Origin of the sequence: Pantoea sp. YR525 (genome assembly GCF_900116775.1) — a bacterium.
Classification (GTDB): Bacteria; Pseudomonadota; Gammaproteobacteria; order Enterobacterales; family Enterobacteriaceae; genus Pantoea; species Pantoea symbiotica.
On record NZ_FPBU01000002.1, the window covers coordinates 244,252 to 270,206 of the forward strand.

The following is a 25,955-nucleotide window of genomic DNA, read 5'->3' on the forward strand; positions in this document are numbered from 1 at the left end:
TATGGCCTATTTTATCGATCGGCGTCTCAACGGTAAGAATAAAAGCGCCGTCAATCGGCAGCGCTTTCTGCGCCGTTATAAGTCGCAAATCAAGCAATCGATCTCCGAGGCCATCAATAAGCGTTCGGTGACCGATGTCGAGAGCGGCGAATCGGTCTCGATTCCAATTGACGATATCAATGAGCCGAGTTTCCATCAGGGCCGTGGCGGCAGTCGCCATCGCGTTCATCCTGGGAACGACCATTTCGTGCAAAACGATCGCATTGAACGTCCGCAAGGTGGCGGCGGTGGCGGTGGTAGCGGCCAGGGCAATGCCAGTCAGGACGGTGAAGGCCAGGATGAGTTCGTCTTCCAAATCTCTAAAGATGAATATCTCGATTTGCTGTTCGAAGATTTGGCGTTGCCGAACCTGCGTAAGAATCAGCATCGTCAGTTAAACGAGTACAAAACCCATCGCGCGGGCTACACCTCAAATGGTACGCCGGCCAACATCAGCGTGGTGCGTTCGCTACAAAACTCATTGGCGCGTCGTACGGCGATGACGGCAGGTAAACGCCGCATGCTAAACGAACTGGAAGCCACGTTAACCGAAGTGGAAAACAGCGAACCAGCGCAGTTACTGGAAGAGGAGCGTTTACGGAAAGAGATCGCCGAGCTGCGCGCGCGCATCGATCGCGTGCCGTTTATCGATACATTTGATCTGCGCTACAAAAACTTCGAGAAGCGGCCAGAACCCTCCAGCCAGGCCGTGATGTTCTGCCTGATGGACGTATCAGGTTCGATGGATCAGGCCACCAAAGATATGGCGAAGCGTTTCTATATTCTGCTGTATCTGTTCCTGAGCCGTACTTATAAGAACGTCGACGTGGTTTACATTCGTCATCACACTCAGGCGAAAGAGGTCGACGAACAGGAGTTCTTCTACTCGCAGGAAACCGGCGGCACCATTGTCTCCAGTGCATTGAAGTTGATGGATGAAGTGGTTAAAGAGCGTTATGACCCGTCACAGTGGAACATCTATGCGGCGCAAGCGTCGGATGGTGACAACTGGGCCGATGATTCACCGCTCTGCCACGAGATCTTAGCCAAGCATATTCTGCCGGTTGTGCGTTATTACAGCTACATCGAAATCACGCGCCGCGCGCACCAGACCTTATGGCGCGAGTACGAACATCTGCAAGCGATGTTTGATAACTTCGCAATCCAACATATTCGCGAGCCAGAAGACATCTATCCAGTATTTAGAGAACTTTTCCACAAGCAGGCTGCAGAAGCCTAAGTCTATAAGCCGGTCACTGACCGGCTTTTTCTTTGCAGCAGCCCCGCTCACTTCCCGCCATTTCTTGTTGTTTTTTCATACAAATTTAGCTGTATATGGGATATGGCCCCACAGAATGAAAAAATGTGCAATTAAGCGCTGACAAGCTATTGATAAGGCATTATCTTTTCACCTTGTCTGTGTGAATCCCCCGCAGTTTGTCTTTTTTGCCCCGCCGCAGGAGAACGCCGTTGAATACCAGCATGATTTACAGTGTGTTTATTATTGGGTCCGTGCTGGTAGCAGCAAGTATTTTACTCAGTTCCTTTTCCTCGCGCCTTGGCATTCCGATTCTGGTGATCTTCCTCGCGCTCGGCATGTTGGCAGGCATTGATGGCATTGGTGGCATCGCGTTTGATAACTATCCGGTTGCCTATCTGGTCTCAAACCTGGCTTTAGCCATCATCTTGCTGGATGGCGGTATGCGCACCAAAGCGACCTCGCTAAAAGTAGCGCTCGGCCCGGCGCTATCGCTGGCGACCGTCGGCGTGATGATCACCGCAGGTTTAACCGGCGTAGCCGCTGCCTGGTTGTTTAAGCTCGACCTGATGCAGGGCTTCCTGATTGGCGCGATTATCGGTTCCACCGATGCCGCCGCAGTATTCTCGTTGCTGGGTGATAAAGGCCTCAACGAACGTGTCAGCTCCACGCTGGAGATTGAATCTGGCAGCAACGACCCGATGGCGGTGTTTCTCACCATCACGCTGATCGACATGATCCAGCAAGGCCAGTCAGGTCTGAGCTGGATGTTCGTGGTGCATCTGGTGCAGCAGTTTGGTCTCGGCATCGTATTAGGCCTTGGCGGCGGTTGGGCGCTGCAGCAGTTGATTAACCGCATCAATCTCGCGCAGGGTTTATATCCGCTGCTGGCGGTGAGCGGCGGCATCATCGTGTTTGCGCTGACCACGGTTATGGAAGGCAGCGGCATTCTGGCGGTGTATCTGTGCGGCTTCCTGCTGGGCAACAGCCCGATTCGCAACCGCCACGGTATTTTGCAAACCTTTGACGGCATGGCATGGCTGAGCCAAATCGGCATGTTTATTGTGCTGGGTTTGCTGGTGACGCCGTCCGATTTATGGCACATCGCGGTGCCGGCGATGATTCTGTCACTGTGGTTGATTCTGGTAGCGCGCCCGCTGTCAATTCTGGTGGGCCTGTTGCCTTTTAAGGGCTTTACTGGACGCGAACGTATCTTCATCAGCTGGGTGGGCTTGCGAGGCGCGGTGCCAATCATCCTCGCCGTCTTCCCGATGATGGCCGGACTGGAAAACGCCAAGCTCTATTTCAACATCGCCTTCTTTGTGGTGCTGGTATCGCTGATGCTGCAAGGTACGTCGCTGGGCTATGCCGCCAAACGTGCCAAAGTGGTAGTGCCGCCAACCGCCTCGCCGATTAGCCGGGTTGGACTGGACATCCATCCGGAGAATCCGTGGGAGCAATTCATTTACCAGTTGGGCGCAGACAAGTGGTGCGTCGGCGCGGCGCTGCGTGATTTGCAGATGCCCCGCGAAACCCGCATCGCCGCTCTATTCCGTGACAATGTGTTGATGCACCCCAACGGCAACACGCGCCTGAAGGAAGGCGATGTGCTGTGTGTGATTGGCCGGGAACGCGATCTCCCCGCATTGGGTAAAATGTTCAGCCAATCGCCGCCCGTCTCGCTGGATCAACGCTTCTTCGGCGATTTTATCCTCGATGCCGAGGCACGCTTGAAAGATGTAGCGCAAATCTACGGGCTTGAGTTGGATGAACAAACCAACGATCAGCAGTCGTTAGGACAGTTGGTGATGAGTTTACTGGGCAGCACGCCGGTGGTTGGCGATCAGGTGGAATGGAACCAGTTAACCTGGACGGTGGCAGAAAAAGAAGACAACCAAATCGTGAAAATCGGCGTGCGCGTAATGGAAGACAAGGAATAATCCGAGGCCATTATCGCTCGTAAACTGCGTGTGAACGACTATGCTCACTATTCAACCCAGTTAATACGGGAGAATGTAATGGGACACGTGGTGAAGATTGGTCGTTATGAAATTGTTGATGCAGAGTTCAATACTGACAATGGCGATACTGTGAGTATTCCCTGCCATACCAATCCCGGCCTGAGTGACCAACTCGACGGCTGGGATGTGGATACCAGTGTACCGGCATGGATTGATGAAGAGGCTGTCGATCTGCAAATCGGACACTATGACAAGCAGCAGGATCTTTGGGTACTGAAAAAACCTGCCTGACTGGCTGGCGCCGCCATTGATGGAAATGGCGGTCATTCCGAAAAGTTGTCTTAAAATGAAGCGTTATATCCGCGATTAATTAACTTTTAACGATATTTTTCAATTAGATAGCCAATTATTTCTTTAGTCATTTTTTTCCTTTTCAGACTATTTCCATATTAACTCTGTCAAATAACTCCTGCATACTCTTAAACGTTGCTGCAGCTTTTCGTGACGTGCATCACGTCTCAAACGGTCCTTTCCTTGCAGCGCTTATGGCAGCACAGACTTATAAATCGCTGAAAGAATTATTCTTTCTGCTTTTCAGCGGATCACTCCTGAGCGCGTACTTGATTCTGGTCAGGCCATCTTTTACTTAAGAAAAGAGAGCAGGTTTTATGGCAAGTACTTTGATAATGAATGATGCAACCCGCTCGTGGAGCGGACTGCGCAAAAACCTCATCGCAAAAGTCGCACTTAGTTTCTCGGATTTAATTGCGTTAAATCTGGCATTGTTTTTATCTGCCGCCACCGTTCAAGGTATTTGGGGCGAACTGGATACGTTTATTCCGCCTCAGCAGATTGAATACCGATTTATTGCCCAATTTAGCCTTTCTATTCTTTGCACCGCCTGGTTCTGGGTGCGTATGCGTCACTACACCTATCGCAAACCATTTTGGTTTGAATTGAAAGAAGTGATTAAAACCCTGTTCGTCTTCTCTCTGCTTGATCTGGCGCTGATTGCCTTTTCAAAATGGGACTTCTCGCGCATGGTTTGGGTGTTCAGCTGGACTTACGCCCTGCTGCTGCTGCCGCTGATGCGTGCCGTGGTAAAACGCGCGATCAATCGTGCAGGTCAGTGGCAGAAGGAAACCATCATTATTGGTTCCGGTAAAAACGCCATGGAAGCCTATGCAGCGTTGCAGAGCGAAGAGATCCTGGGTTACAACGTGCAGGCGTTCATTTCACTCGATGACGACCAACAGCACGAAAAAGTGAATGGCGTTCCGGTTATCACCTGGAAAGATATCAACTGGCAAACCATGGACCGTGACAACACGCAATTTATCGTAGCCACCGAATTTGAGCAGCAAGTGGTGCGCGATAAATGGCTGAAGTTCTTGTCCAAAATGAAGTGCCGTTCGATTTCCGTGATCCCAACGCTGCGCGGCGTGCCGCTATATGGCACCGACATGTCATTCATCTTCAGCCATGAAGTGATGATCTTACGCGTCAGCAACAACCTGGCAAAACGCTCTTCACGCTTCCTGAAACGCACCTTCGATATTGTGGTGGCATCCATGCTGCTGCTGTTCCTCGGTCCGGTATTCGGTCTGCTGTGTGCGATGGTGAAACGTGACGGCGGCAACGCGATTTATGGTCATGAACGCGTTGGACAAGATGGCGTGAAGTTTAAGTGCCTGAAGTTCCGCTCGATGGTGACCAACTCGCAGGAAGTGCTGCAAAATCTGCTGGCGACCAGCGAGGAAGCGCGTGCTGAATGGGATCGTGATTTCAAACTGAAAAACGATCCGCGCGTGACTAAAATTGGTAACTTCCTGCGCAAAACCAGCCTTGATGAGCTGCCACAGTTGTGGAACGTGATTCGCGGCGAAATGAGTCTGGTCGGTCCGCGTCCGGTGATTGAAGCGGAACTGGAGCGTTATGCCGGTGATGTGGATTACTACCTGATGGCGAAACCGGGCATGACCGGCTTGTGGCAGGTCAGCGGCCGTAACGACATCGACTACGATACGCGCGTTTACTTCGATTCCTGGTACGTGAAAAACTGGGCATTGTGGACTGACATTGCGATTCTGTTCAAAACCGCTGGCGTAGTGGTCCGTCGCGACGGCGCTTACTAATACCCTCGAGGCGATGCCTGTGCACTTCGGCAGGCATCGCTTTTTTTATCCCTTTCTTTTTCCCCAAAGAGTCATTACCCTTCCGGATTGTTTAACAGGTCGTCCGGTTCGTAATGCAAAAATTCACCTTAATACTCCTTAGCCTGGTGCTGCTGGCGCCACTGGGCATTGATCTTTACCTCCCTACATTGCCGCAAATCGCCGAAGGTCTTAATAGCCCGGTGAGCCTTATCCAAATCACAATTCCCCTGTTTTTATTGGTGATGGGCATCGGCCAACTGATTACCGGTCCGCTGGTGGATAATTTTGGTCGCAAGCCGATCGCCTTGATTGGTCTGGCGCTTTACATCGTTGGCAGCGCGATAGCCGCCACCAGCACACTGTGGCCGGTGTTCTTCCTTGCGCGCATCATTCAGGGCTGTGCCGTGTGCTGCACTGCGGTGGTGGCATTTAGTGGCGTGCGCGATCGTCTCAGCGGCGAAGATGCCGCACGCGCTTACGGCTTTCTCAATGGTGCGCTGAATATCGTACCTGCGCTGGCACCGCTGCTTGGCGGGATTCTGGCTGAAGCCTACGGCTGGCGTATGCCGTTCTGGTTCCTGTGTGGCTATGCGGTGGTAATCGGCTTGATCGTGATGCTGTGGCTGCCGGAAACGCGTCCCGCAGACACATTGCGCGTTAAAGGTTTACCGCTGGCGCAGTACGCTGCCATCGCTCGTGAACCGCGCTTCCTTGCCTTTGCTTTTGCCAATGCCGGCGCGCTAGGCATGGTGCTGACCTATGTGTCGCTGGCACCACACGTGCTGATGACCGAAGGCGGCCTGACGCCGCTACAATTCTCCTTTGCCTTTGGCGCCAATGGTTTTTGGATCATGCTGGTTAGCGCTTTCGTGAACAAAACCATTCGCAAAGCGGGACGTCCATTCTGTCTGGCGATGGGTTTCGCCACCATGTTGATCGGCGCGATTCTGTTGATGATGGGCACCACGCTATTACCGGCAGCGTGGCAAAACCATTGGTCGCTGTACATGATTCCCGTGGCGGTTTCCGTGGCTGGCCTGGCGTTCACGGTCGGTCCTGCCACAAGCTACGCGCTGGAGCCGTATCAGCAGCAAGCGGGCGTGGCCTCAGCACTGCAGGGATTTATTCAGATGGCGTGTGGTGCGGGCGGCAGCATGGCAATCGTGGCATTGCCGGTTGCGGAGAAATCGTCACTGGCATTGATGATGCTGCTGGGTGCAGCGCTGGCCATGACCGCCTGGCGCTGCAGCAAGAAGATGCACGGTCGCGTGACCGCGCTTAAATAACCTCAACCGGAACGCGTGGCGCGAGCGCGCACATCAGCTCGTAGCCCACCGTTCCGGCGGCTTTTGCCACCTCATCGATCTTCACCTGATTGCCCCACAGCTCAACCTTCGAACCGATGCCGGCCTGCGGGCAAGGTTCCAAATCGATCATCATCATGTCCATGGAGATGGCGCCGAGCGTTTGCGTGCGGATGCCATCTACGCTGACTGGCGTGCCGGTTGGCGCATGACGCGGATAACCATCGGCGTAACCGCAGGCGACAATACCGATACGCTGCGCGTCGCTGGCGTGATAGCGATAACCGTAACCTACGCCTTCACCGGCATTCAGCTGCTGCACACCAATAATTTCGCTGCTGAGCGTCATTACCGGTTGCAATCCGGTGCTGGCGATATCCTGCCAGTCACCGCTCGGTGACGCACCGTAGAGAATAATGCCGGGACGCACCCAATCAAAATGCGCTTCAGGATGCCATAGCGTAGCCGCTGAGTTAGACAAGGAACGCGGGCATCCGAGCCCTTCCGCCGCCCGTTCAACGCACTTCATCGGCTCAACTAATCCTTGCGGATTCTCTGCATCGGCAAAGTGCGCCATTAACGTCATTTCACCGACGTTCGGCATAGCACGCAGTTTCTGCCACGCCGCATGCGCCTGCTCTGGACGGAAACCAAGTCGATTCATGCCGCTGTTGATTTTGAGGTAAACATCGACCGGTGCCGACAGTTGCGCTTTGGCTAGCGCCTGAATTTGCCAGTTGCTGTGTACGCTGGTAGTGAGGCGATAGCGATCGATCAGCGCTAAATCATCGGCATGGAAGAAGCCTTCCAACAGCAGGATCGGCTTTTTCCAGCCCTGCTCCCGCAGTAAGATCGCCTCTTCCATATTCAGCAGCGCAAAACCGTCGGTTTCGGCCAGACTTTGCCACACGCGGGCCACACCGTGACCATACGCATTGGCTTTCACCACCGACCAGACGCGTGATTGCGGTGCCGCCTGGCGTACGACAGCCAGATTATGACGCAGTGCCTGTTGATTGATGGTGGCACCGGTTGGACGTGACATGCTTTTACTCTCCCTGAGGTCTCAGCGCGCCGCGCTGGCGTTACGCAGCGGCGAAGAATGTGGCTCAAAACCTGGCAGGTAGCGCAGCACTGACAAATCATCTGCGGCAATCGCCGGTTTCTGACCGGAAATTAAATCAGCCAAAAGCTGACCGGAACCACAAGCCATCGTCCATCCCAGCGTACCGTGCCCGGTATTGAGATAGAGATTGGAGAGCGGCGTGCGCCCGACAATCGGCGTACCGTCTGGCGTCATTGGACGCAATCCGGTCCAGAACGTGGCCTGTTCGACAAACCCGCCTTCAGGATAGAGATCGCGGACCACCATCTCCAGCGTTTCGCGTCGTGCCGGCAACAGTTTGGTGTTAAAACCAACAATTTCTGCCATGCCGCCCACGCGAATGCGATCGTCAAAGCGCGTAACCGCCACTTTGTAGGTTTCGTCGAGGATGGTGGAAACCGGTGCAGCGTCAGCGTTCTTGATCGGGATGGTCAACGAATAACCCTTCAGCGGATAAACCGGGATGGCGAGGATGTCTTTCAGCAGCGCGGTGGAATAGGAACCGAACGCCACCACGTAAGCATCGGCTTTGATCACCTCATCGCCACACTTCACGCCATAAATGCGATTGCCCTCGCGCAGCAACTGATCAACCGACGTGTTGTAGCGGAAGGTCACGCCCGCCGCCGCCGCCATTTCAGCCAGGCGCTGAGTAAACAGCTGGCAGTCGCCGGTTTCGTCGTTAGGGAGACGTAAACCGCCGGTGAGTTTATGCGCCGTCGCCGCCAGCGCAGGTTCGACATTTTTCAGCTGATGCGCTTCCAGTAATTCATAGGGAACGCCCGCATCGCGCAGCACGGCGATATCTTTGCTGGCGCTTTCGAACTGTTGCTGCGTACGGAACAGCTGCAGCGTGCCGCCCTGACGACCTTCATAGGCGATGCCGGTGCTGGCGCGCAGTGTTTTCAGGCAGTCGCGGCTGTACTCCGCGATACGCACCATGCGGCTTTTATTCTCTTGATAGTGCTGCATGTCGCAGTTACGCAGCATATTCCACATCCATTCCAGCTGGAACTTACTGCCATCGAGACGAACCGCAAGCGGCGCGTGACGCTGGAACATCCATTTGACCGCTTTCAGCGGAACGCCCGGCGCCGCCCAAGGCGCGGCATAGCCCGGTGAGATCTGCCCCGCATTACCGGCGCTGGTTTCCAGCGCGGCGGCAGGCTGACGATCGATAACCGTGACCTCATGTCCGGCCTGCGCCAGATACCAGGCGCTCGCCACGCCTACAACACCACTACCAAGAATCACTACGCGCATAAGCCCCTCGTCGCAGCAAAAGAATAATTAACTGTTAACCAAGCCCAAGACAGCATAACCCGACCGCCACTTAAATCTTACATTCGACCGACTTATTTCACATGTTTTTTACCTGGCTGCACACTGAAATCATGCAATAGAGCCAAAATCAGGATTTTTTATGCCTTAAATCCCTTAATCAGCAATTTATTATGCGGATGGTAGCGGTTTTGACTTTTTTCAGGAGAAAGCGCCGCAGTCATACAATCCACTTATAAACAGAATATTGTTCTGACAAATAAAATAAAACCAATATTTGTCATCAGTATCGACTTAACTAACGCTTTTTGAATGATTTTCTGCCAAAAGAATTCGATTGAGATTCAGTTTCGGATAGGCGACAGTGGACTATCATTGAAGTGTTCGCTCAGTTTTATTGGGCCATCTTTACTCAGGATGAGGCCTTAAACGATCGTGACAGGTAATTCCTGCCGCTTGCAAAACAGAGGTGCGCTATGACGACAATCTTTGACGAGCCAACCCGCAACAGTAAACGACTCAGTGATGGTCCCGACTGGACTTTCGAACTGCTGGATGATTATCTGGCGGAAATTGACCGCGTAGCCAAAAGTTACGGACTGGAAACCTATCCGCACCAAATTGAAGTGATCACCTCCGAACAGATGATGGATGCCTACTCCAGCGTGGGTATGCCGATCAACTATGCACACTGGTCGTTCGGCAAGAAATTCATCGAAACGGAACAGCGCTATAAGCACGGTCAGCAAGGCCTGGCGTATGAAATCGTCATCAACTCCAACCCGTGTATCGCTTATTTGATGGAAGAGAACACCATGACGATGCAGGCGCTGGTGATGGCGCACGCCTGTTACGGTCATAACTCTTTCTTCAAAAATAACTATCTGTTCCGCAGCTGGACCGATGCCAGTTCTATCGTGGATTACCTGCTGTTTGCGCGAAACTACATTACCGACTGCGAAGAGCGCTACGGCGTGGAGGAAGTTGAGCGGCTGCTCGATTCCTGCCATGCACTGATGAACTACGGCGTGGATCGCTATAAACGCCCGCAGAAAATTTCGCTGCAGGAAGAGAAAGCTCGCCAGCAGAGCCGTGAAGAGTATTTGCAGAGTCAGGTAAACACGCTGTGGCGTACGCTGCCGCGTAAAGAGAAGGAGTCGGTGCATATTGAGGCATCGCGCTACCCTTCTGAACCGCAGGAAAACCTGCTCTATTTCATGGAAAAAAATGCGCCGCTGCTGGAATCCTGGCAACGTGAAGTGCTGCGCATTGTGCGTAAAGTTAGCCAGTATTTTTATCCGCAGAAACAGACGCAGGTAATGAATGAAGGCTGGGCCACGTTCTGGCACTACACCATCCTTAATCATCTGTATGACGAAGGCAAAGTGTCGGAACGCTTTATGATGGAGTTCCTGCACAGCCACACCAACGTGGTGTATCAGCCGCCGTATAACAGTCAGTGGTATAACGGCATCAACCCGTATGCGCTGGGCTTTGCGATGTTCCAGGACATCAAGCGTATCTGTCAGACGCCAACCGAAGAAGACCGCTACTGGTTCCCGGACATTGCTGGTTCGGACTGGCTGAAAACCATGCATTTCGCCATGCGCGAATTTAAGGACGAGAGCTTTATCAGCCAGTTCCTGTCACCGAAAGTGATGCGTGATTTCCGTCTGTTCACGGTAATGGATGATGACCGCAACAATTTCCTTGAAATTGCAGCCATCCATGATGAAGCGGGTTATCGCGCCATTCGTCAGCAGCTGTCGGCGCAATACAATCTGAGCAATCTGGAACCGAACATTCAGGTCTACAACGTGGATTTACGTGGCGATCGCTCACTGACGCTGCGTTATGTGCCGCAACAGCGTGCGCCGCTCGATAAGAGCCGCAAAGAAGTGTTGAAGCATGTGCATCGTTTGTGGGGCTTTGATGTGATTCTTGAACAGCAGAATGAAGACGGCAGCGTTGAGTTGCTGGATCGTTCACCCGCGCGCGGCCCAACGCTTTAAAGCAAAAAACCGGACTGTTGAGGTCCGGTTTTTCTTTTAACGCTTGCTGGCTAAATCGTCCGGCATGCTTTTCTGCATCTTATGCCAAATCTCACCGCTGCGGCGTCCGTATTCACGCACGCTATCGACAATCTGCTCCTGCGATGGGTTGGCCACGCACAGGTCAGCCAATTGACGATAGAAGTTTCGCGCCAGTTCACGCGCTTCCAGGCTGGAGAAATAGTGACGACCAACGCGGGTATACAATCCTTTCAGGCCATTCAAAATCAGACCATAAATCGGGTTGCCCGAGGCAAACGCCAGGCCGCGGAACACGCGATAATCGAGCTCGGTATAGGCTTCGGCTTTATCTTCCTCGATCAGCGCATTCTCCAGCACTTCACGCGCTTTTTCTGGATGATGACGCAGCGCACGGCTGATAAAAATCGACGAGATGTTGGTGCGCACCGACAGCAAATTATCAATCAACTGCGGGACGCTATCGTGATCGAGTCGGGCCAGGGTTTCGAGGATGTTTAAACCGGAGGTTTCCCAGAAATCGTTAACGCGCGTCGGTTTGCCATGTTGAATGGTCAACCAGCCATCACGCGCCAGACGCTGCAACACTTCACGCAACGTGGTGCGTGTTACGCCAATCAGTTCAGAAAGCTCACGTTCGGCAGGTAGAATGGATCCCGGCGGAAAACGACTGTTCCAGATGCTTTCAATAATATACTCTTCAGCAAATCCCGCGGGGCTCTGCGCCTTAATCACCATAGCATTTATTTCTCGTTGCTTTCTTTATCGTAATGCGACTCATCATACCAGAGCGGCTATAGCGGAAATAGCCTGCCAACCGATTAAAAGCGCGCGCTGGCGCAAAATTCAGCCGTGAATTCAGAGGAAATTCCCCGGTCAGGCACACGTTTGCGCTGCGTCTGCAGCTTGCGCTCTTCGGGTCATGCGCTAAACAGACACTTTTTTGGCCTCAACGCGACTTAAGTCATTTTTGTACATGATTTTTTCCCCTTACCTGGCTGGCACGGTTGCGCTTTTGGTTTACACTGCGAAACATTAACGGTTACAGGAAAAGCAATATGTTGCGATATTTGAATCAATGCTCGCGTGGACGCGGTGCCTGGCTTCTGCTGGCCCTGACGGCGTTGGCGTTTGAATTGACGGCGTTGTATTTTCAGCACGTGATGGGGCTGCAACCCTGCGTAATGTGTATTTATGAGCGTTGCGCGCTGTTTGGCGTGATGGGCGCGGGCATTGTGGGCGCTATTGCGCCGAAAACACCGCTACGCTGGGCGGCCATTCTCATCTGGATCTACAGCGCAATTGAAGGCACGCGCCTCGCTTACGATCACACCATGATTCAACTGCATCCCAACCCGTTTGTCACCTGCGACTTTGCCGCGCGTTTCCCAACCTGGTTGCCGCTGGATAAATGGTTGCCTTCTGTATTCGTAGCGAGCGGTGATTGCGCTGAGCGCGGCTGGACCTTCCTGACCTGGAGCATGCCGCAGTGGATGATCGTGATTTTTGCCGCTTATCTGCTGGTGGCGCTGCTGGTGCTGATTGCACAACCGTTCAAACCGAAACGCCGCGATCTGTTCGGACGCTAAGCACAAACAAAACAGGCAGCCTTGGCTGCCTGTTCTATGTTTAACCGTTGCGATCCGGTCGATCGATAATATGCTCTTCCCAATCCCGCACTTCACTCTCACGCACCGCAATAAAACGCACGGAAATGCGCTGCGCATGCATCGCCTTTTTAGAACCGGCGATCAGCGGATGCCACGCCGGCAAGGTTTTACCTTCTCCTAACACACGATAGGCGCAGGTGCGCGGCAGCCATTCAAAACTGGTGAGGTTTTCACGCGTCAACTTGATGCAATTCTCTTCCAACTCAAAACGATGCTCGTAGTTACGACACTGGCAGGTTTTGATATTCAGCTGATTGCAGGCCACGTTGGTGAAGTAGATTTCGTCGGTGTCCGCATCCTGCAACTTATTCAGGCAACATTGGCCGCAGCCGTCGCACAGGGATTCCCACTCTGCGTCGTTCATTTGGTCAAGGCGTTTAGTCTGCCAGAAAGGTTGTTCAGTCATGATGGCGGTCCGGGTTAGCAAAGAGACCGCACCTTATAAAGGTTCAGGTGCGGTGATGCAAGTTTTACAGAACGCGTGTCGAAATACCGTGACCGGCCAGCGTGATTTCCAGCTTGTCGCCAGAACGCATCGGGCCAACGCCTTCAGGCGTACCGGTCAGCACCACATCGCCTGCGCGCAGGGTGAAATACTGGCTCATATAGGCAATCAGCGGCAAAATTTTGTGGATCATATCGGCGGTCGTGCCGTGCTGGCGCACTTCGCCGTTAACAATCAGCTTCAGTTCGGTGTCCTGAGGATCGCCGCTAAACTCAGAAACGGGAATAAAACCCGACAGCGGACACGAGTTATCGAAACCTTTGGATTTTTCCCACGGTTGGCCCGCTTTCTTCAAACCGGCCTGCACGTCGCGTAAGGTCAAATCCAGCGCGACGCCATAGCCAGCAATCGCCTTCGCCACGTGCTCTTCGCTCGCCTGTTTCAGCGTTGAGCCAATCAGCACCGCCAGCTCCACTTCATGATGCACTTCACCAAAATTTGCCGGAATCGACAGCGGCTGGCGCAAATCGCACACCGCAGTTTCCGGTTTGATAAACACCACCGGTTCGGTTGGCGTGGCACTTCCCATCTCCTTTATGTGCTTCGCATAGTTGCTGCCGACGCAAACCACTTTGCTGACCGGATAATCCAACAGAGCGCCCTGCCAGTTACGATGCTGATACATGCTATTCCCCTGCTTTGGTTATGTTTGCCGCCAGTGCATCTGGCGATGAAGTCTGGCTCAGTGCCGGAACGCGGCAGGCTGAGGTGGAATATATTAGCGGGTTTATGGCGGCTGGCGTGGCGGAAATTGTCAAAAGTCGTTAATCGTATACAACAAAATCAGCTAAACGCTTTGATAATTGCCCGCAATAAAGTGTTAAAGCGGGCAGTTAATTAACGCAAATAGCACTGATTATTTCTACAGGATATATTTACAGATGAATCTGAATTAATCTTTTTTACCCTGATCGAGATGAATGTTGAGCAGACTTTCAACCGGTGGTGGAATTTGCAAATAATAGCCGTGTTCGCTTAAACCTTGCTTAACTTTATTGATATCCGCATTAGCCAGCTTGTCACGCTTATCCAGCGATAACACCATTGCCAGCTGGGGTTTGCCGAAGCCACGCAGCAGTTCTTCCGGTACCCGTGAGAAATCGTCTTTTTTTTCAACATAGAGATAAGTCTGTTCACGTTGCGGGCTTCTGTAGATCACACAAAACATATTTTTTACTCGAATTAACCGATGGCGTCACTTGCCTGAATATAGCAGTAACTATAACATGCTTGCAGAACTTCGAATATTGACCGTTTGATGTTATTGCCGATTTTATCGGCGTACATTTAAGGGTCGTAAAACAGGACTGAGTCAGCACAGATGTCGCAAACGCCAATCGAATTCAAGGGAAGCAGTTTTACCCTGTCAGTCGTTCATCTGCATCATTCGCAACCCGAGGTGATTCGTCAGGCGCTACAGGACAAAATCGATCAGGCACCTGCCTTTTTGCTGAATGCGCCGGTAGTGCTGAATGTCTCAGCGTTAACCGGCGACATTAACTGGAAACAGATGCAACAAGCAGTGATGGCGACCGGTCTGCGTATCGTCGGTGTCAGCGGTTGCAAAGATGAAGCCCTGAAAAAAATGATTGCCCGCGCGGGTTTGCCGGTACTTTCGGAAGGTAAAGAGAGCCGCAAACAGGCTGCGGCTCCTGTGGTTGAAGCCGCGCCGGTTGTTCCGGCAGTGATCGCTGAAGCCGCCAGTAAAACCCGCATCATTAATACGCCGGTGCGTTCGGGCCAACAGATTTATGCGCGCAATGCCGACCTCATCGTCACCAGCAGCGTCAGCGCCGGTGCCGAATTGGTTGCCGACGGCAACATCCATATTTACGGCATGATGCGCGGTCGCGCGTTGGCCGGCGTCGGTGGACAACGCGACAGCCAGATTTTTTGCACCAACCTCGCCGCAGAGTTGGTCTCTATTGCCGGGGAATATTGGATGATGGACCACATTCCGGCGGAATTCTTTGGTAAAGCGGCGCGTCTGAGTCTCCAAGATGGCGCGCTGACCATTCAGACACTTAATTAAGCCCCTTTTCTTTCGTTAAGGAAATCAACATTTATGGCACGCATTATTGTAGTTACATCGGGTAAAGGGGGCGTTGGCAAGACCACGTCAAGCGCGGCCATCGCCACCGGCTTAGCGCAGAAAGGCAAAAAAACCGTCGTCATCGATTTCGATATCGGCCTGCGTAACCTCGATTTGATCATGGGCTGTGAACGCCGCGTGGTGTATGACTTTGTTAATGTCATTCAGGGTGACGCGACGCTGAACCAGGCACTGATTCGCGACAAGCGTACAGAGCAGCTTTATATTTTGCCGGCTTCACAGACGCGCGATAAAGATGCGCTGACGCGTGAAGGCGTTGAGAAAGTGCTGAACGATTTGGCGGCGATGGAGTTCGACTTTATCGTCTGCGACTCACCAGCAGGTATCGAAACCGGCGCGCTGATGGCGTTGTACTTCGCTGATGAAGCCATCATCACCACCAACCCGGAAGTCTCTTCAGTACGTGACTCCGACCGTATTCTCGGCATCATCTCTTCGAAATCCCGTCGTGCAGAGAATAGCCAGGATCCGGTGAAAGAGCATCTGCTGCTGACCCGTTACAATCCCGGCCGCGTTACCCGTGGCGATATGCTGAGCATGGAAGATGTGCTGGAAATTCTGCGCATTCCACTGGTTGGCGTCATCCCGGAAGATCAATCTGTCCTGCGCGCCTCTAACCAGGGTGAGCCGGTGATCCTCGACGCAAACGCTGACGCCGGTAAAGCCTATGCTGATACCGTAGATCGCCTGCTTGGCGAAGAACGCCCCTTCCGCTTTATTGAAGAAGAGAAGAAGGGTTTCCTTAAACGCCTGTTCGGGGGATAACCAATGGCATTACTTGATTTCTTTTTATCCCGTAAGAAGAACACAGCCAATATAGCCAAGGAAAGGCTGCAGATTATCGTAGCCGAACGCAGAAGGGGCGACAGTGAGCCCCACTATCTGCCGCAGCTGAAGCGCGATATTTTGGAAGTGATCTGTAAATACGTAAAAATTGACCCGGATATGGTGACCGTTCAGCTGGATCAGAAAGGGGATGATATCTCCATCCTCGAGCTCAACGTAACGCTGCCGGAGCCGGAAGACGTTCCTAAATGATTAAAGCGGTTTCCTGATTTTCCCCTGCGGTGTTGCGCAGGGGAAAATGCTCGCGTTAAAGTGCCTGCAGAATCTCGTCGATACCCGCTTTCAACAAATCGCCCCGCCAACCTGTCTGTAATTCAGGTGTGCGCGACGCGGTTTTCAATCCCCAATGTACACTCAGCACCTGATTAATCTGGCGACGTGAAGCCAGCAGTTCCTGGCTGAAACCACTCTCTTCACTTACCTGTTGCACCAGCGCTTTAATGGCTTTAAACGCCTGCTTGTAGTGCGGATGATCGATCAGATTAGGCAGCGGCGGCGGCAAGGTTGATTCATCCTGCGCCTGCGCTTCAGCCACCAGCGCCACCATCGCTTTACCGTGGAAGCGGATTTCATGGCCGTTCAGACCTAAATGATCCAGCTCACCAAGGCTGCCTGGCATAAAGCGCGCCACTTTCCACAGATTCTCTTCGCGTACCACGAAGTTCACCGCCATATCTTTCTGACGCGCGATGTTTAAACGCCATGCGGCCAGACGCTGCAACGCCGCCAGCTGACGCGGGCGCAGTTGCCACGCATTGATGATATCGCGCCAGGCTTCTTCCGGCTGCATCACATCGAGGCGACGCTGGCACAGCAAATTGCATTCGCTTAACGCCGCCGCCATATTGCCCGCTTCTTCGGTTTGCGCCACCAGCTTATGGGCAATCGGCAGCAGATAGGCGACATCGGCGGCGGCATATTCGCATTGACGCTCGGTCAGCGGACGCGCCAGCCAATCGGTACGCGACTCACTTTTATCCAGCTCAATCTGGTTGAAATGCATCACCATCGAGGCAAAACCCCACGACAGCGCCTGGCCGCTAAAGGCCGCCAGAATTTGCGTATCAATCATCGGATCGGGCAGGCATTTAAAACGATGCAGGAACACTTCCAGATCTTCGCCACCGGCGTGCAGGAATTTAGTGACCTGCTTATCCTGCAGCAACGCCACAAACTGCGTCCAGTCACTGATATTAAGCGGATCGATCAGGATCAATTGGTCGCCATCAAACAGCTGAATCAGGCCGAGCTGCGGATAGTAAGTGCGGGTACGCACGAATTCGGTGTCCAGCGCCACTGCGGCGTGCTGGCGTGCTTTTTCGCAAACGGCGGCCAGTTGGTCATTTTGGTCGATCAGAGTGTAATTCACGTTGTCTTTCTCGCTGCGGCAAACTACGCGCAGCGCTCCATGTTAAAAGCAATAAAAACGCCGGACTGTGCCGGCGTTAACCTGAGGAGAATGGCGCATTACTGCCCTTCTCGCTTCGCCTCATCACGCAATTCGCGACGCAGAATTTTGCCTACATTGGTCTTTGGCAACTCGTCACGAAACTCGATAATCTTCGGCACTTTGTAGCCGGTGAGCTGGCGACGGCAGTGATCCAGCACCTCTTCTTTAGTCAGTGATGGATCTTTCTTCACGATGCACACTTTAACCGCTTCGCCCGACAGATCGCTGGGAACACCAATCGCCGCAGCTTCACGCACTTTCTCGTGCTGCATTAGCACATCTTCGATCTCGTTAGGATACACGTTAAAGCCTGACACCAGAATCATGTCTTTCTTACGATCGACGATGCGAATAAAGCCTTCACTATCAACGGTAACAATATCACCGGTATGCAGCCAGCCATTTTTCAGCACTTCATCGGTCGCATCGGCACGCTGCCAGTAGCCAGTCATCACCTGCGGACCGCGAATACACAACTCTCCCGGTTCGCCTGGCGCTACATCTTTGTCTTCATCATCGACGATGCGCACATCGGTGGACGGCACCGGCAAACCAATGCTGCCGGTGTGACAGGTAATGTCATACGGATTCACTGACACCAGCGGCGAACACTCGGTTAGGCCGTAACCTTCCAGCAGATAGTGTCCGGTGAGTTTTTCCCAGCGCTCGGCGACCGCTTTCTGCACCGCCATGCCGCCGCCCGCTGACAGGCGCAGCGTGGAGAAATCGAGCTTATTGAAGTTGGCATCATTCAGCAGCGCATTGAACAAAGTGTTCACGCCGGTGATGGCGGTAAACGGGAACTTGCTGAGCTCTTTGACAAAGCCGGGTATATCGCGTGGATTGGTAATCAGCAGGTTGGTACCACCAAGATCGAGGAACAGCAGCCCATTCACCGTCAGCGCAAAAATGTGGTAGAGCGGCAGCGCGGTCACCACTTGCTCTTTGCCCGGACGCAGCAGCTTGCCGTAAGTGGCTTTGGTCTGTTCCAGATTGGCCTGCATATTGCGGTGTGTCAGCATCGCGCCTTTGGCCACGCCGGTGGTACCGCCGGTGTATTGCAGGAAGGCGAGATCGTCATTGGTCACGGTTGGGCGTTGATAGGTCATCTGTTCGCCCTGCGACAAGGCGCTGCGGAACGGGACCGCGCCCGGCAGATGGTATTTCGGCACCAGCTTTTTCACGTATTTAACGACGAAGTTCACCAGCGTGGCTTTCACCGGCGCCAGCTGATCGCCCATACGCGTTAGCATCACATGTTTGATCGGCGTTTCGGCTACTACTTTTTCCAGCGTGTGGGCAAAGTTCGAGACGATGACAATTGCACTGGCACCGCTATCAACTAGCTGATGCTTGAGTTCACGCGGCGTGTAAAGCGGATTGACGTTCACCACCACCATGCCAGCGCGCAATACGCCAAACAGCGCGACGGGATATTGCAGCAGGTTTGGCATCATCAGCGCCACGCGATCGCCCTGCTTCAAACCTAAACCTTGCTGCAGCCAGGCGGCAAAGGCGCGGCTCTGCTTTTCCAGCTGCCGATAAGTCATTGGCTGGCCCATATTAATGAAAGCCACCTGATCGGCGTATTGTTCTGCTGCGTGCTCGAAAAGTTCGACCAATGAAGCGTAACGATCCGCATTAATTTCCGCAGGGACATCTGCCGGATAGCGTTTGAGCCAAACCTTATTCAAAGAATCACCCCGATAATCTTGTTGCGTAGCCATCGCCGCCTCGACAATCAATGTTGTTAACAATATTTTAACTGATTGTACCAGTTTGCCTGTTTCGGCATTTTCAGGTTGCGAAGCGCATCACTAAATTTCGCGCATCGGTTGCGCGCCCAATAAAAAGGCCCGTTCGCAAGCACCGCGACCGGGCCGTAAATAACATAATAAAAACTTACTCGGTAAGTATTGTTTGCACCTGCGCCGGCTGGCCAAGGTTCATGCCCCAATACGGATTGGGTCCCCAATATCCCGCACGATGGCGCGTTGGGCCATACCAGATATACGGATCAATCGGCTGCGGCGGCGTCATCACCTGTTGCGTCAGATGCCAGCGCTGATAACCGCGCACATCGATTACTACAAAGTTGTAGCTGGCCTTACCAATATCCCCTTTCTCAATGCCTTTGATGTTGCCCAGCACCGTGATGTATTGGTTGTTCAAATCGACCGGATCGACAAAGCCGCGGATGTCGGCAAAGATGCGGCCAACCGAGGCGGCACCTAAACGCGGACGCGCGCTCTCATCCAGCGGTTGGGTCGCAATCTCTACGCGGGTTAAGCCGTTAAGATTGGTAACCTTCACCACTTTCCCGCCGAAGCGTGCTTCCTGGCCGACAAACAGTTGCGGCGCGTTCATCACGCGCAGTAAATCTTGCTGTGGAAGCTCAGAACTTCCTTTAATTGAATCTGGCACCGAAACACAGCCGCTGAGCAGCATTGCGCAGGCTAACAGAGCGCCAGACATCCCTTTACGACTTATTGGCATAGCACTTCTCCTGTTATTTCTCTGATTAGACTGAGCTCGCGAAGATAAGTTGCGCGCGACTTAGCGGCCGGGCAACTTTTTCCATGCCACTTCATTGCGCAGATAAACCGGCTCGGCATTCTCCACCGCGACCGCTTCGTCACGCTGCCAGGCGCTGAGCGCCAGCGGCAGCATATCTTCGGCGGCAGGTAATAACACGTCTGAAGCAATAAGCTGAGCGCCTGGTGAGGTCAACAGATGCGGATAGGCTTGCCAGCCGGTGCCAACGGCAGTCCATTCGCCGCCTAATGCCGCGATGCGTTCCTGCGCCACTTCCGGTTTGATCACCGCTTCGGTTTCCGCACCCAGCCATTCACCGTTTTCGTCGCGCTGATATTCAGCCCAATAGAGTTCGCCCATGCGCGCGTCAATCGCCGCCAGCACGCGCGTCGCGCCGGTCAAACGCCACGCGCCCTGCGCCATGGTCGCTAATGAGGAGACGCCGATCATCGGCAGATTCGCGCCAAGTGCCAGCCCCTGAGCAATACCAATGCCGATACGCACGCCGGTAAAACTGCCCGGACCCCGGCCAAACGCCAGCACGTCAAGCGCGGTCAGATCCAGCTGCTGCGCCTGCAACAGCTCCTGCACCAGCGGCAGAATACGTTGGGTGTGATCGCGCGGGGCGATTTCAAAGCGGGCATCAATCTGCTGCAGATTTTGCAGCGCGGCAGAACAGGCTTCTGTCGCCGTGTCCAGGGCTAAAATTCGGGCGGACATAACAACCTCAGAGAGTCAAAATGGCGCGCATCTTATCACAGCCTGGCACAAATTAGTGATCCGCAGGCTGACGGACAAATTCGATGGCGCGCGCAATATCGCGGGTGCGCGGCGTGGGCGGCAAACTGTTGAGGAACAGGCCGCCGTAAGGGCGTGAAACCAGGCGCTGATCGCAAATCACCAGCACACCGCGATCTTCCGTATCACGAATCAAACGCCCCACGCCCTGTTTCAGGGTGATCACCGCATCGGGCAGTTGCACATCATTAAAAGGATCGCCGCCACGCAGTCGACAATCTTCCATGCGTGCTTTGAGCAGCGGATCTTCCGGCGAGGTAAACGGCAGCTTGTCGATGATCACCAGCGACAGCGCATCGCCGCGCACGTCGACACCTTCCCAGAAGCTGCTGGTCGCGACCAATAGCGCGTTACCAGCTTCGAGAAACTGCTTCAGCAACTGTCCTTTACTGGTTTCGCCCTGCAGCAGCACCGGCAACGTCATCGAAGCGCGAAACTCGATGGCTAACTCGCGCATCATTTTGTGCGAGGTGCATAAGAAGAAGCAGCGGCCTTTGTTGGCATCAATCAGCGGCTTCATCATGCGCGCCAGCTGGCGAGCGCCGCCGGGATGATTGGGTTCCGGCATATTACGCGGCACGCACAGCAGCGCTTGCTGGGTGTAATCGAACGGGCTGTCGAGAATCATGGTGGTGGCGTTATCCACGCCAAGGCGGCTGGAGAAATGGCTCATCTGCTCATTTACCGCCAGCGTGGCAGACGTGAAAATCCACGCCGCTTTGCGGTTATCCATCACTTCCCGAAAACGTTCCGCCACCGATAACGGCGTCAGTGCCAGCGTGAAATGGCGGCTGTTGCACTCATACCAATAGCTGAAGCCCGGCTCATCAATGGCGCGCAGACGTTTCAGGCGCGTGCGATACAGCGCCGCGCGCTCAAAGGCGGCGTCCAGCAGCGCGGAGCGCCCGAGCGACAGTTTGATCACGTCGTAACAGAGTTCGAGCGCATCATCCAGCAAGGTAAACATGCGCATGATGTTGTTGTCGCTCAGCAGATCGCGCAGATTGCCGCGAAAGCCCGGTTCGCCGAGCGTCAAACGGAAATCCTGCGCGCATTGAGCCAGGCGATCAGCAGATTTCTGAAGCTGCTGCACATCCCGCACTTCGGTGCGATAGGCAATGATGATGTCTTTGGCGAGGTCCTGCAGTTGGCGGCTAGACAGCTGCTGACCGAAATACTGGCTGGCGATATCGGGCAACTGATGCGCTTCATCGAAGATCATCACATCGGCTTCCGGGATCAGTTCGCCAAAGCCGCCCTCTTTCACCACCAAATCGGCGAGAAACAGATGATGGTTCACCACCACCACATCGGCGTCCATGGCTTTTTTACGCGCTTTGACCACGAAGCAATCTTTATACAGCGGGCAATCGCTGCCGAGGCAGTTATCGTTGGTGCTGGTGACGAAGGGCCAGATCGGACTGTCTTCGGCCACGCCGTTGCAGTTGCTGACGTCGCCATCGGTAGTTTCTGACGACCAGCCGCGCACGCTGATCAAATCGCCCAGCGCCTGTACGCTGAGATCACCGCCGGTTTGATTCTGCTGCTCAAGACGTTCGAGGCATAAATAGTTGGAGCGTCCTTTCAGCAGCGCGGTTTTGCCGCTGAACTTCAGGGCACGCGCGATGGTGGGCAGATCGCGGTTATAGAGCTGATCCTGCAATGCTTTGGAGCCAGTGGAGACAATGACTTTTTTCTTCGCCCGCAATGCCGGCGCCAGATAGGCATAGGTTTTACCGGTTCCGGTGCCCGCTTCCACCACCAGCTCGCCGCCTTTTTTTACCGCCTCGGTGACCGCTTTGGCCATTTGGCGCTGTGCTTCACGCGGTTTAAAGCCCGGTATTGCCTGCGCCAGGGCGCCGTCAGCTGCAAAATCGTCTGCCACACTTCCTCACATCAAAAATAAAAACCACTGTAATTATGTCAGGATTCCCGGCAGGCAACCACAACAGATGACATCCGCCCCTGGGATATGGCAGGCTAGCGCAGCAAAATTAAAGGAGAACAGCATGACCATTACGCGTATTGATCCAGAGCACCGCATGTCTGAAGCCGTGGTGCATAACCAAACCGTCTATTACACCAGCGTACCGGAAAATCTGGATGAAGATGCGGAAGCGCAAACTGCCAATGCGTTGGCAGTGATTGACGCCATTCTGACGCGCGTGGGATCGGATAAGAGCAAGATCCTCGACGCCACCATTTTTCTGGTGGAGAAAAGCGATTTCACGGCGATGAATCGCGCCTGGGATGCATGGGTTTCACCGGGCAATGCGCCGGTGCGTTGCACCGTGCAGGCCGGTTTGATGAACCCGAAGTATAAAGTCGAAATTAAAATCATCGCCGCGCTGTAAAAATCGTTCGGGCGTTATTCGTTGTCGTCTTCTTCATCCTCGTCGTCTTCGAACATCGCCCGAATCGCTTCACCTTTATAGGTTTGACGAATTTCCTGCGCCACTTGCGCAATCGCCTGTCCGCTCGACATACCGCCCGCCATTAATTCCTGGATGCGTTCAACCGCTTGCTGCTGTTGCTCGTGGGATAACGCTGGAAGACCTGTAAACATAATTCACTCCTGGTGCATGGGGGACGCATTATTACCACGTGGAACAAACGGGTGCCAGCAACAAAAAAATATGTCAGGCTAGCCACCTGCTTGCTGAAGTGATTTGTCCCATGATGGTAAAAAGCCTCGTTCTGAAGTATACGCCCGAAACGCTGTTACACCTTTTTGCTCCGCTGGCCCACCAATGCTGGGCGATGTTGCTGACCTCCGGCCAGGCCGATCACGCGGATAACCGCTTTGATATCCTCACCGCCGACCCGCTCGCCACACTGACCACGCGCGGCGCCAGCACCGAAATTACCTGTGGTGATGAAGTGATTCACTCCGCCGCAGATCCACTGCTGCTGGTGCAACAGCAATGTGACGCGCTGGGTGTTAAGCCCGCTTTTGATGCCGATTTACCCTTTCAGGGCGGCGCATTGGGTCTTTTCGGTTACGATTTGGGACGGCGCTTTGAAACTCTGCCGCAGCGTGCGCAGCAGGATCTCACCACGCCGGATATGGCGGTGGGCATTTATGACTGGGCGCTGATCGCCGATCACCATCTGCAAAAACTGACGCTGATTTCGCTCAACGATGCCGAACAGCGCTGGCAATGGCTGCAAGCACAGGTCGCACCGCCAGCCGAGCCCTTCTCCTTGACCAGCCAATGGCAATCGAATCTCAGTTTTGACGCCTATGCGCAGCGGTTCCACGCGGTGCAGGCTTATATTCAGGCCGGTGATTGCTATCAGGTGAATCTGGCGCAGCGCTTTCAGGCGGGCTATCGCGGCGATGAGTGGCAGGCATTTTTGCGTCTCACGCAGGCGAATCGCGCGCCGTTCAGCTCCTTCCTGCGTTTGCCAAACAGCGCGCTGCTGAGTTTATCGCCTGAGCGTTTTCTCTCTTTACAGCAGCAGGAGATTGAAACGCGTCCTATTAAAGGCACCTTGCCGCGTCTTGCTGATGCCGAAGCCGATCGTTTGCAGGCAGAGAAACTCGCTAACTCAGAGAAAGATCGCGCTGAGAATCTGATGATTGTCGATCTGCTGCGCAATGATATTGGCCGCGTGGCCGTGCCCGGCAGCGTTAGCGTGCCGGAACTGTTCGTGGTTGAGCCTTTCCCGGCAGTACATCATCTGGTTAGCACCGTGCGTGCACGTTTGCCTGAAACGCTAAGCGCTACCGATCTGCTGCGCGCCTGTTTCCCTGGAGGTTCGATTACCGGCGCACCGAAGATCCGCGCAATGGAGATTATCGAAGAGTTAGAACCGCATCGTCGCAACGCGTGGTGTGGCAGTATCGGCTATATCAGCCTGTGTGGCCGCATGGATACCAGCATCACCATTCGCACGCTGATTGCGGAAAACCAACAGCTTTATTGCTCTGCCGGTGGCGGATTAGTGGCGGATAGCGACCTGAACGCCGAATATCAGGAAACCTTTCACAAGGTGAATCGTATTCTGCCCAGCCTGCGTGATGAGAACTGAGATGAATTTAACCCTTGAGCAGTTCCTCAGCCGCTTTGTCCTGCAACCGCCTTTGCACGTGCCAAAAAGCGCTATCAGCGGACGATGTGCGGCGGTGCTGGTACCGGTTATTGACGGCGCGGAACCTGGCTTGCTGCTCACACGTCGCTCATCACATCTGCGTAAACACGCGGGGCAAGTGGCGTTTCCCGGCGGCATGCAGGATGCCACTGACGCGTCGTTGATCCACACGGCGCTGCGTGAAGCGCAGGAGGAAGTGGGTATCCAGCCGGATCAAGTGCAGGTCATCGGCGTGCTGCCGGCGGTAACCAGCAGCACGGGTTTCGCCGTGACGCCGGTAGTGGGCATTATTCCAGCTGATTTGGCTTTGCAGCTCAATCCGGACGAAGTGGAAAGCGCCTTTGCCATGCCGCTGGCGGAAGCACTACGTTTGAGCCGTTACAGCGATCTCACCTTACGCCGCGGTCATCGCCAACATCAGGTTTGGTTGTCATGGTATGAGGATTACTTTATCTGGGGCATGACCGCCGGGATTATTCGTGCGCTCGGTCAACAAATCGCCCTGCCGTAAATCCTCTAATGCTCCTCAGTTAAGCGCCTTTCGGTCACCATAAATGGCGACCCTACAGTGGATTGACGCGTTTTTCGTAGGGTGCGCATTAATGCGCACCTGCATACAGATGCATATTAATGCTTAACTAACCAGCAATTTGCCCTAAATCCGCCACTTCGTGAGCCTTTCGCCAGAAAAACCGATCCGCTTCACAACTGTAGAAACGGATAACTATTTCTGTGGTTTATAATTAGTTTATTTCATGCGAAAAGCTTCTCGTTATCCGACATGGGCGATTACTATTAGCCGCATAAAC

At 53.8% G+C, this 25,955-nt stretch carries 25 protein-coding genes; 13 read left to right on the forward strand and 12 right to left on the reverse strand.

The window, feature by feature from the left end; genetic code table 11:
- The first annotated feature begins 1 nt into the window (after position 1).
- The 5 genes from BM323_RS04630 to BM323_RS04650 all read left to right on the forward strand — a co-directional run bounded on the left by BM323_RS04630 (position 2) and on the right by BM323_RS04650 (position 6,700).
- Positions 2-1,279: a YeaH/YhbH family protein gene (locus BM323_RS04630; RefSeq protein ID WP_008110365.1), complete on the forward strand. Its 1,278-nt coding sequence runs from the start codon at positions 2-4 to the stop codon at positions 1,277-1,279.
- A gap of 230 nt (positions 1,280-1,509) precedes the next feature.
- Positions 1,510-3,237 (forward strand): potassium/proton antiporter, encoded by a 1,728-nt coding sequence (locus BM323_RS04635; RefSeq protein WP_008110366.1) that lies wholly within the window; start codon positions 1,510-1,512, stop codon positions 3,235-3,237.
- A gap of 78 nt (positions 3,238-3,315) precedes the next feature.
- Entirely contained in the window at positions 3,316-3,549 is a 234-nt protein-coding gene (locus BM323_RS04640; protein ID WP_008110367.1) for a DUF1480 family protein, read from the forward strand.
- 377 nt (positions 3,550-3,926) lie between these two features.
- The gene (gene wbaP / locus BM323_RS04645) at positions 3,927-5,393 is read left to right on the forward strand and encodes an undecaprenyl-phosphate galactose phosphotransferase WbaP (protein WP_008110368.1); all 1,467 of its coding nucleotides are present in this window, start codon (positions 3,927-3,929) and stop codon (positions 5,391-5,393) included.
- A gap of 113 nt (positions 5,394-5,506) precedes the next feature.
- Positions 5,507-6,700, forward strand: coding sequence for a multidrug effflux MFS transporter (locus BM323_RS04650; RefSeq protein WP_008110369.1), 1,194 nt, complete (start codon positions 5,507-5,509; stop codon positions 6,698-6,700).
- Here the strand turns inward: BM323_RS04650 and dadX are convergent.
- A complete protein-coding gene (gene dadX / locus BM323_RS04655) occupies positions 6,693-7,763 on the reverse strand; it encodes a catabolic alanine racemase DadX (protein ID WP_008110370.1) in 1,071 nt (356 codons plus the stop codon). The genes BM323_RS04650 and dadX overlap by 8 nt on opposite strands.
- Before the next feature lie 21 nt (positions 7,764-7,784).
- A complete protein-coding gene (locus tag BM323_RS04660) occupies positions 7,785-9,086 on the reverse strand; it encodes a D-amino acid dehydrogenase (protein ID WP_008110371.1) in 1,302 nt (433 codons plus the stop codon).
- Positions 9,087-9,580: 494 nt separating this feature from the next.
- Between BM323_RS04660 and BM323_RS04665 the strand changes: the two genes are divergently transcribed.
- Complete coding sequence (locus BM323_RS04665) at positions 9,581-11,116, forward strand: SpoVR family protein (protein ID WP_008110374.1); 1,536 nt, start codon at positions 9,581-9,583, stop codon at positions 11,114-11,116.
- A gap of 36 nt (positions 11,117-11,152) precedes the next feature.
- Here the strand turns inward: BM323_RS04665 and fadR are convergent, their stop codons facing one another.
- Positions 11,153-11,872 carry a fatty acid metabolism transcriptional regulator FadR gene (gene fadR, locus BM323_RS04670; protein WP_008110376.1) on the reverse strand — a complete coding sequence of 240 codons (720 nt, stop codon included), beginning with the start codon at positions 11,870-11,872 and terminating at the stop codon, positions 11,153-11,155.
- A gap of 320 nt (positions 11,873-12,192) precedes the next feature.
- Here fadR and dsbB point away from each other — a divergent pair, with 320 nt between their 5' ends.
- Complete coding sequence (gene dsbB / locus BM323_RS04675) at positions 12,193-12,723, forward strand: disulfide bond formation protein DsbB (protein WP_008110379.1); 531 nt, start codon at positions 12,193-12,195, stop codon at positions 12,721-12,723.
- A 40-nt stretch (positions 12,724-12,763) separates the two neighbouring features.
- Here dsbB and BM323_RS04680 read toward each other — a convergent pair whose 3' ends face one another.
- The 3 genes from BM323_RS04680 to BM323_RS04690 form a co-directional block, all read right to left on the reverse strand.
- The gene (locus BM323_RS04680) at positions 12,764-13,210 is read right to left on the reverse strand and encodes a YcgN family cysteine cluster protein (protein ID WP_008110381.1); all 447 of its coding nucleotides are present in this window, start codon (positions 13,208-13,210) and stop codon (positions 12,764-12,766) included.
- Between the two features lie 64 nt (positions 13,211-13,274).
- Entirely contained in the window at positions 13,275-13,934 is a 660-nt protein-coding gene (locus BM323_RS04685; protein WP_008110383.1) for a fumarylacetoacetate hydrolase family protein, read from the reverse strand.
- 267 nt (positions 13,935-14,201) lie between these two features.
- Positions 14,202-14,477, reverse strand: coding sequence for a YcgL domain-containing protein (locus BM323_RS04690; protein ID WP_007889664.1), 276 nt, complete (start codon positions 14,475-14,477; stop codon positions 14,202-14,204).
- Positions 14,478-14,630: 153 nt separating this feature from the next.
- Here BM323_RS04690 and minC point away from each other — a divergent pair, with 153 nt between their 5' ends.
- The 3 genes from minC to minE are packed head-to-tail and all read left to right on the forward strand — an operon-like array spanning position 14,631 to position 16,460.
- Positions 14,631-15,341 carry a septum site-determining protein MinC gene (gene minC / locus BM323_RS04695; RefSeq protein WP_008110384.1) on the forward strand — a complete coding sequence of 237 codons (711 nt, stop codon included), beginning with the start codon at positions 14,631-14,633 and terminating at the stop codon, positions 15,339-15,341.
- 33 nt (positions 15,342-15,374) lie between these two features.
- Entirely contained in the window at positions 15,375-16,187 is an 813-nt protein-coding gene (minD, locus tag BM323_RS04700; RefSeq protein ID WP_007889662.1) for a septum site-determining protein MinD, read from the forward strand.
- Between the two features lie 3 nt (positions 16,188-16,190).
- Positions 16,191-16,460, forward strand: a complete 270-nt coding sequence (minE, locus tag BM323_RS04705; RefSeq protein ID WP_007889661.1) for a cell division topological specificity factor MinE — start codon at positions 16,191-16,193, stop codon at positions 16,458-16,460.
- Positions 16,461-16,515: 55 nt separating this feature from the next.
- Here the strand turns inward: minE and rnd are convergent, their stop codons facing one another.
- From rnd to BM323_RS04730, 5 genes are all read right to left on the reverse strand, one after another.
- A complete protein-coding gene (gene rnd, locus BM323_RS04710; RefSeq protein WP_091003294.1) occupies positions 16,516-17,637 on the reverse strand; it encodes a ribonuclease D in 1,122 nt (373 codons plus the stop codon).
- 98 nt (positions 17,638-17,735) lie between these two features.
- Positions 17,736-19,412, reverse strand: coding sequence for a long-chain-fatty-acid--CoA ligase FadD (gene fadD, locus BM323_RS04715; protein WP_139221401.1), 1,677 nt, complete (start codon positions 19,410-19,412; stop codon positions 17,736-17,738).
- A 208-nt stretch (positions 19,413-19,620) separates the two neighbouring features.
- Positions 19,621-20,214: a Slp family lipoprotein gene (locus BM323_RS04720; RefSeq protein WP_008110390.1), complete on the reverse strand. Its 594-nt coding sequence runs from the start codon at positions 20,212-20,214 to the stop codon at positions 19,621-19,623.
- Positions 20,215-20,274: 60 nt separating this feature from the next.
- Positions 20,275-20,973 carry a tRNA (adenosine(37)-N6)-threonylcarbamoyltransferase complex dimerization subunit type 1 TsaB gene (gene tsaB, locus BM323_RS04725; RefSeq protein ID WP_008110392.1) on the reverse strand — a complete coding sequence of 233 codons (699 nt, stop codon included), beginning with the start codon at positions 20,971-20,973 and terminating at the stop codon, positions 20,275-20,277.
- 52 nt (positions 20,974-21,025) lie between these two features.
- Positions 21,026-22,936: an ATP-dependent DNA helicase gene (locus BM323_RS04730; protein WP_008110394.1), complete on the reverse strand. Its 1,911-nt coding sequence runs from the start codon at positions 22,934-22,936 to the stop codon at positions 21,026-21,028.
- A gap of 124 nt (positions 22,937-23,060) precedes the next feature.
- Here BM323_RS04730 and BM323_RS04735 point away from each other — a divergent pair, with 124 nt between their 5' ends.
- Positions 23,061-23,405, forward strand: a complete 345-nt coding sequence (locus BM323_RS04735; protein ID WP_008110396.1) for a RidA family protein — start codon at positions 23,061-23,063, stop codon at positions 23,403-23,405.
- A 14-nt stretch (positions 23,406-23,419) separates the two neighbouring features.
- On the opposite strand, the gene BM323_RS04740 is transcribed toward BM323_RS04735, so the two are convergent.
- Positions 23,420-23,617 carry a YoaH family protein gene (locus BM323_RS04740; protein WP_008110398.1) on the reverse strand — a complete coding sequence of 66 codons (198 nt, stop codon included), beginning with the start codon at positions 23,615-23,617 and terminating at the stop codon, positions 23,420-23,422.
- Positions 23,618-23,727: 110 nt separating this feature from the next.
- On the opposite strand from BM323_RS04740, the gene pabB reads away from it, so the two are divergent.
- Complete coding sequence (gene pabB / locus BM323_RS04745) at positions 23,728-25,086, forward strand: aminodeoxychorismate synthase component 1 (protein ID WP_008110400.1); 1,359 nt, start codon at positions 23,728-23,730, stop codon at positions 25,084-25,086.
- Between the two features lies 1 nt (position 25,087).
- Positions 25,088-25,657, forward strand: coding sequence for a CoA pyrophosphatase (locus tag BM323_RS04750; RefSeq protein WP_008110402.1), 570 nt, complete (start codon positions 25,088-25,090; stop codon positions 25,655-25,657).
- Positions 25,658-25,955 lie beyond the last annotated feature (298 nt).

Bases quoted from the DNA above. Each gene is read 5' to 3' on its own strand.
- minE (WP_007889661.1), top strand. From the start codon at position 16,191: ATGGCATTACTTGATTTCTTTTTATCCCGTAAGAAGAACACAGCCAAT.
- minD (WP_007889662.1), top strand. From the start codon at position 15,375: ATGGCACGCATTATTGTAGTTACATCGGGTAAAGGGGGCGTTGGCAAG.
- BM323_RS04750 (WP_008110402.1), top strand. From the start codon at position 25,088: ATGAATTTAACCCTTGAGCAGTTCCTCAGCCGCTTTGTCCTGCAACCG.
- BM323_RS04650 (WP_008110369.1), top strand. From the start codon at position 5,507: ATGCAAAAATTCACCTTAATACTCCTTAGCCTGGTGCTGCTGGCGCCA.
- minC (WP_008110384.1), top strand. From the start codon at position 14,631: ATGTCGCAAACGCCAATCGAATTCAAGGGAAGCAGTTTTACCCTGTCA.
- BM323_RS04665 (WP_008110374.1), top strand. From the start codon at position 9,581: ATGACGACAATCTTTGACGAGCCAACCCGCAACAGTAAACGACTCAGT.
- tsaB (WP_008110392.1), bottom strand. From the start codon at position 20,973: ATGTCCGCCCGAATTTTAGCCCTGGACACGGCGACAGAAGCCTGTTCT.
- dsbB (WP_008110379.1), top strand. From the start codon at position 12,193: ATGTTGCGATATTTGAATCAATGCTCGCGTGGACGCGGTGCCTGGCTT.
- BM323_RS04740 (WP_008110398.1), bottom strand. From the start codon at position 23,617: ATGTTTACAGGTCTTCCAGCGTTATCCCACGAGCAACAGCAGCAAGCG.
- dadX (WP_008110370.1), bottom strand. From the start codon at position 7,763: ATGTCACGTCCAACCGGTGCCACCATCAATCAACAGGCACTGCGTCAT.
- BM323_RS04640 (WP_008110367.1), top strand. From the start codon at position 3,316: ATGGGACACGTGGTGAAGATTGGTCGTTATGAAATTGTTGATGCAGAG.
- wbaP (WP_008110368.1), top strand. From the start codon at position 3,927: ATGGCAAGTACTTTGATAATGAATGATGCAACCCGCTCGTGGAGCGGA.
- BM323_RS04660 (WP_008110371.1), bottom strand. From the start codon at position 9,086: ATGCGCGTAGTGATTCTTGGTAGTGGTGTTGTAGGCGTGGCGAGCGCC.
- fadR (WP_008110376.1), bottom strand. From the start codon at position 11,872: ATGGTGATTAAGGCGCAGAGCCCCGCGGGATTTGCTGAAGAGTATATT.
- BM323_RS04690 (WP_007889664.1), bottom strand. From the start codon at position 14,477: ATGTTTTGTGTGATCTACAGAAGCCCGCAACGTGAACAGACTTATCTC.
- pabB (WP_008110400.1), top strand. From the start codon at position 23,728: ATGATGGTAAAAAGCCTCGTTCTGAAGTATACGCCCGAAACGCTGTTA.
- BM323_RS04720 (WP_008110390.1), bottom strand. From the start codon at position 20,214: ATGCCAATAAGTCGTAAAGGGATGTCTGGCGCTCTGTTAGCCTGCGCA.
- BM323_RS04685 (WP_008110383.1), bottom strand. From the start codon at position 13,934: ATGTATCAGCATCGTAACTGGCAGGGCGCTCTGTTGGATTATCCGGTC.
- BM323_RS04630 (WP_008110365.1), top strand. From the start codon at position 2: ATGGCCTATTTTATCGATCGGCGTCTCAACGGTAAGAATAAAAGCGCC.
- BM323_RS04680 (WP_008110381.1), bottom strand. From the start codon at position 13,210: ATGACTGAACAACCTTTCTGGCAGACTAAACGCCTTGACCAAATGAAC.
- BM323_RS04735 (WP_008110396.1), top strand. From the start codon at position 23,061: ATGACCATTACGCGTATTGATCCAGAGCACCGCATGTCTGAAGCCGTG.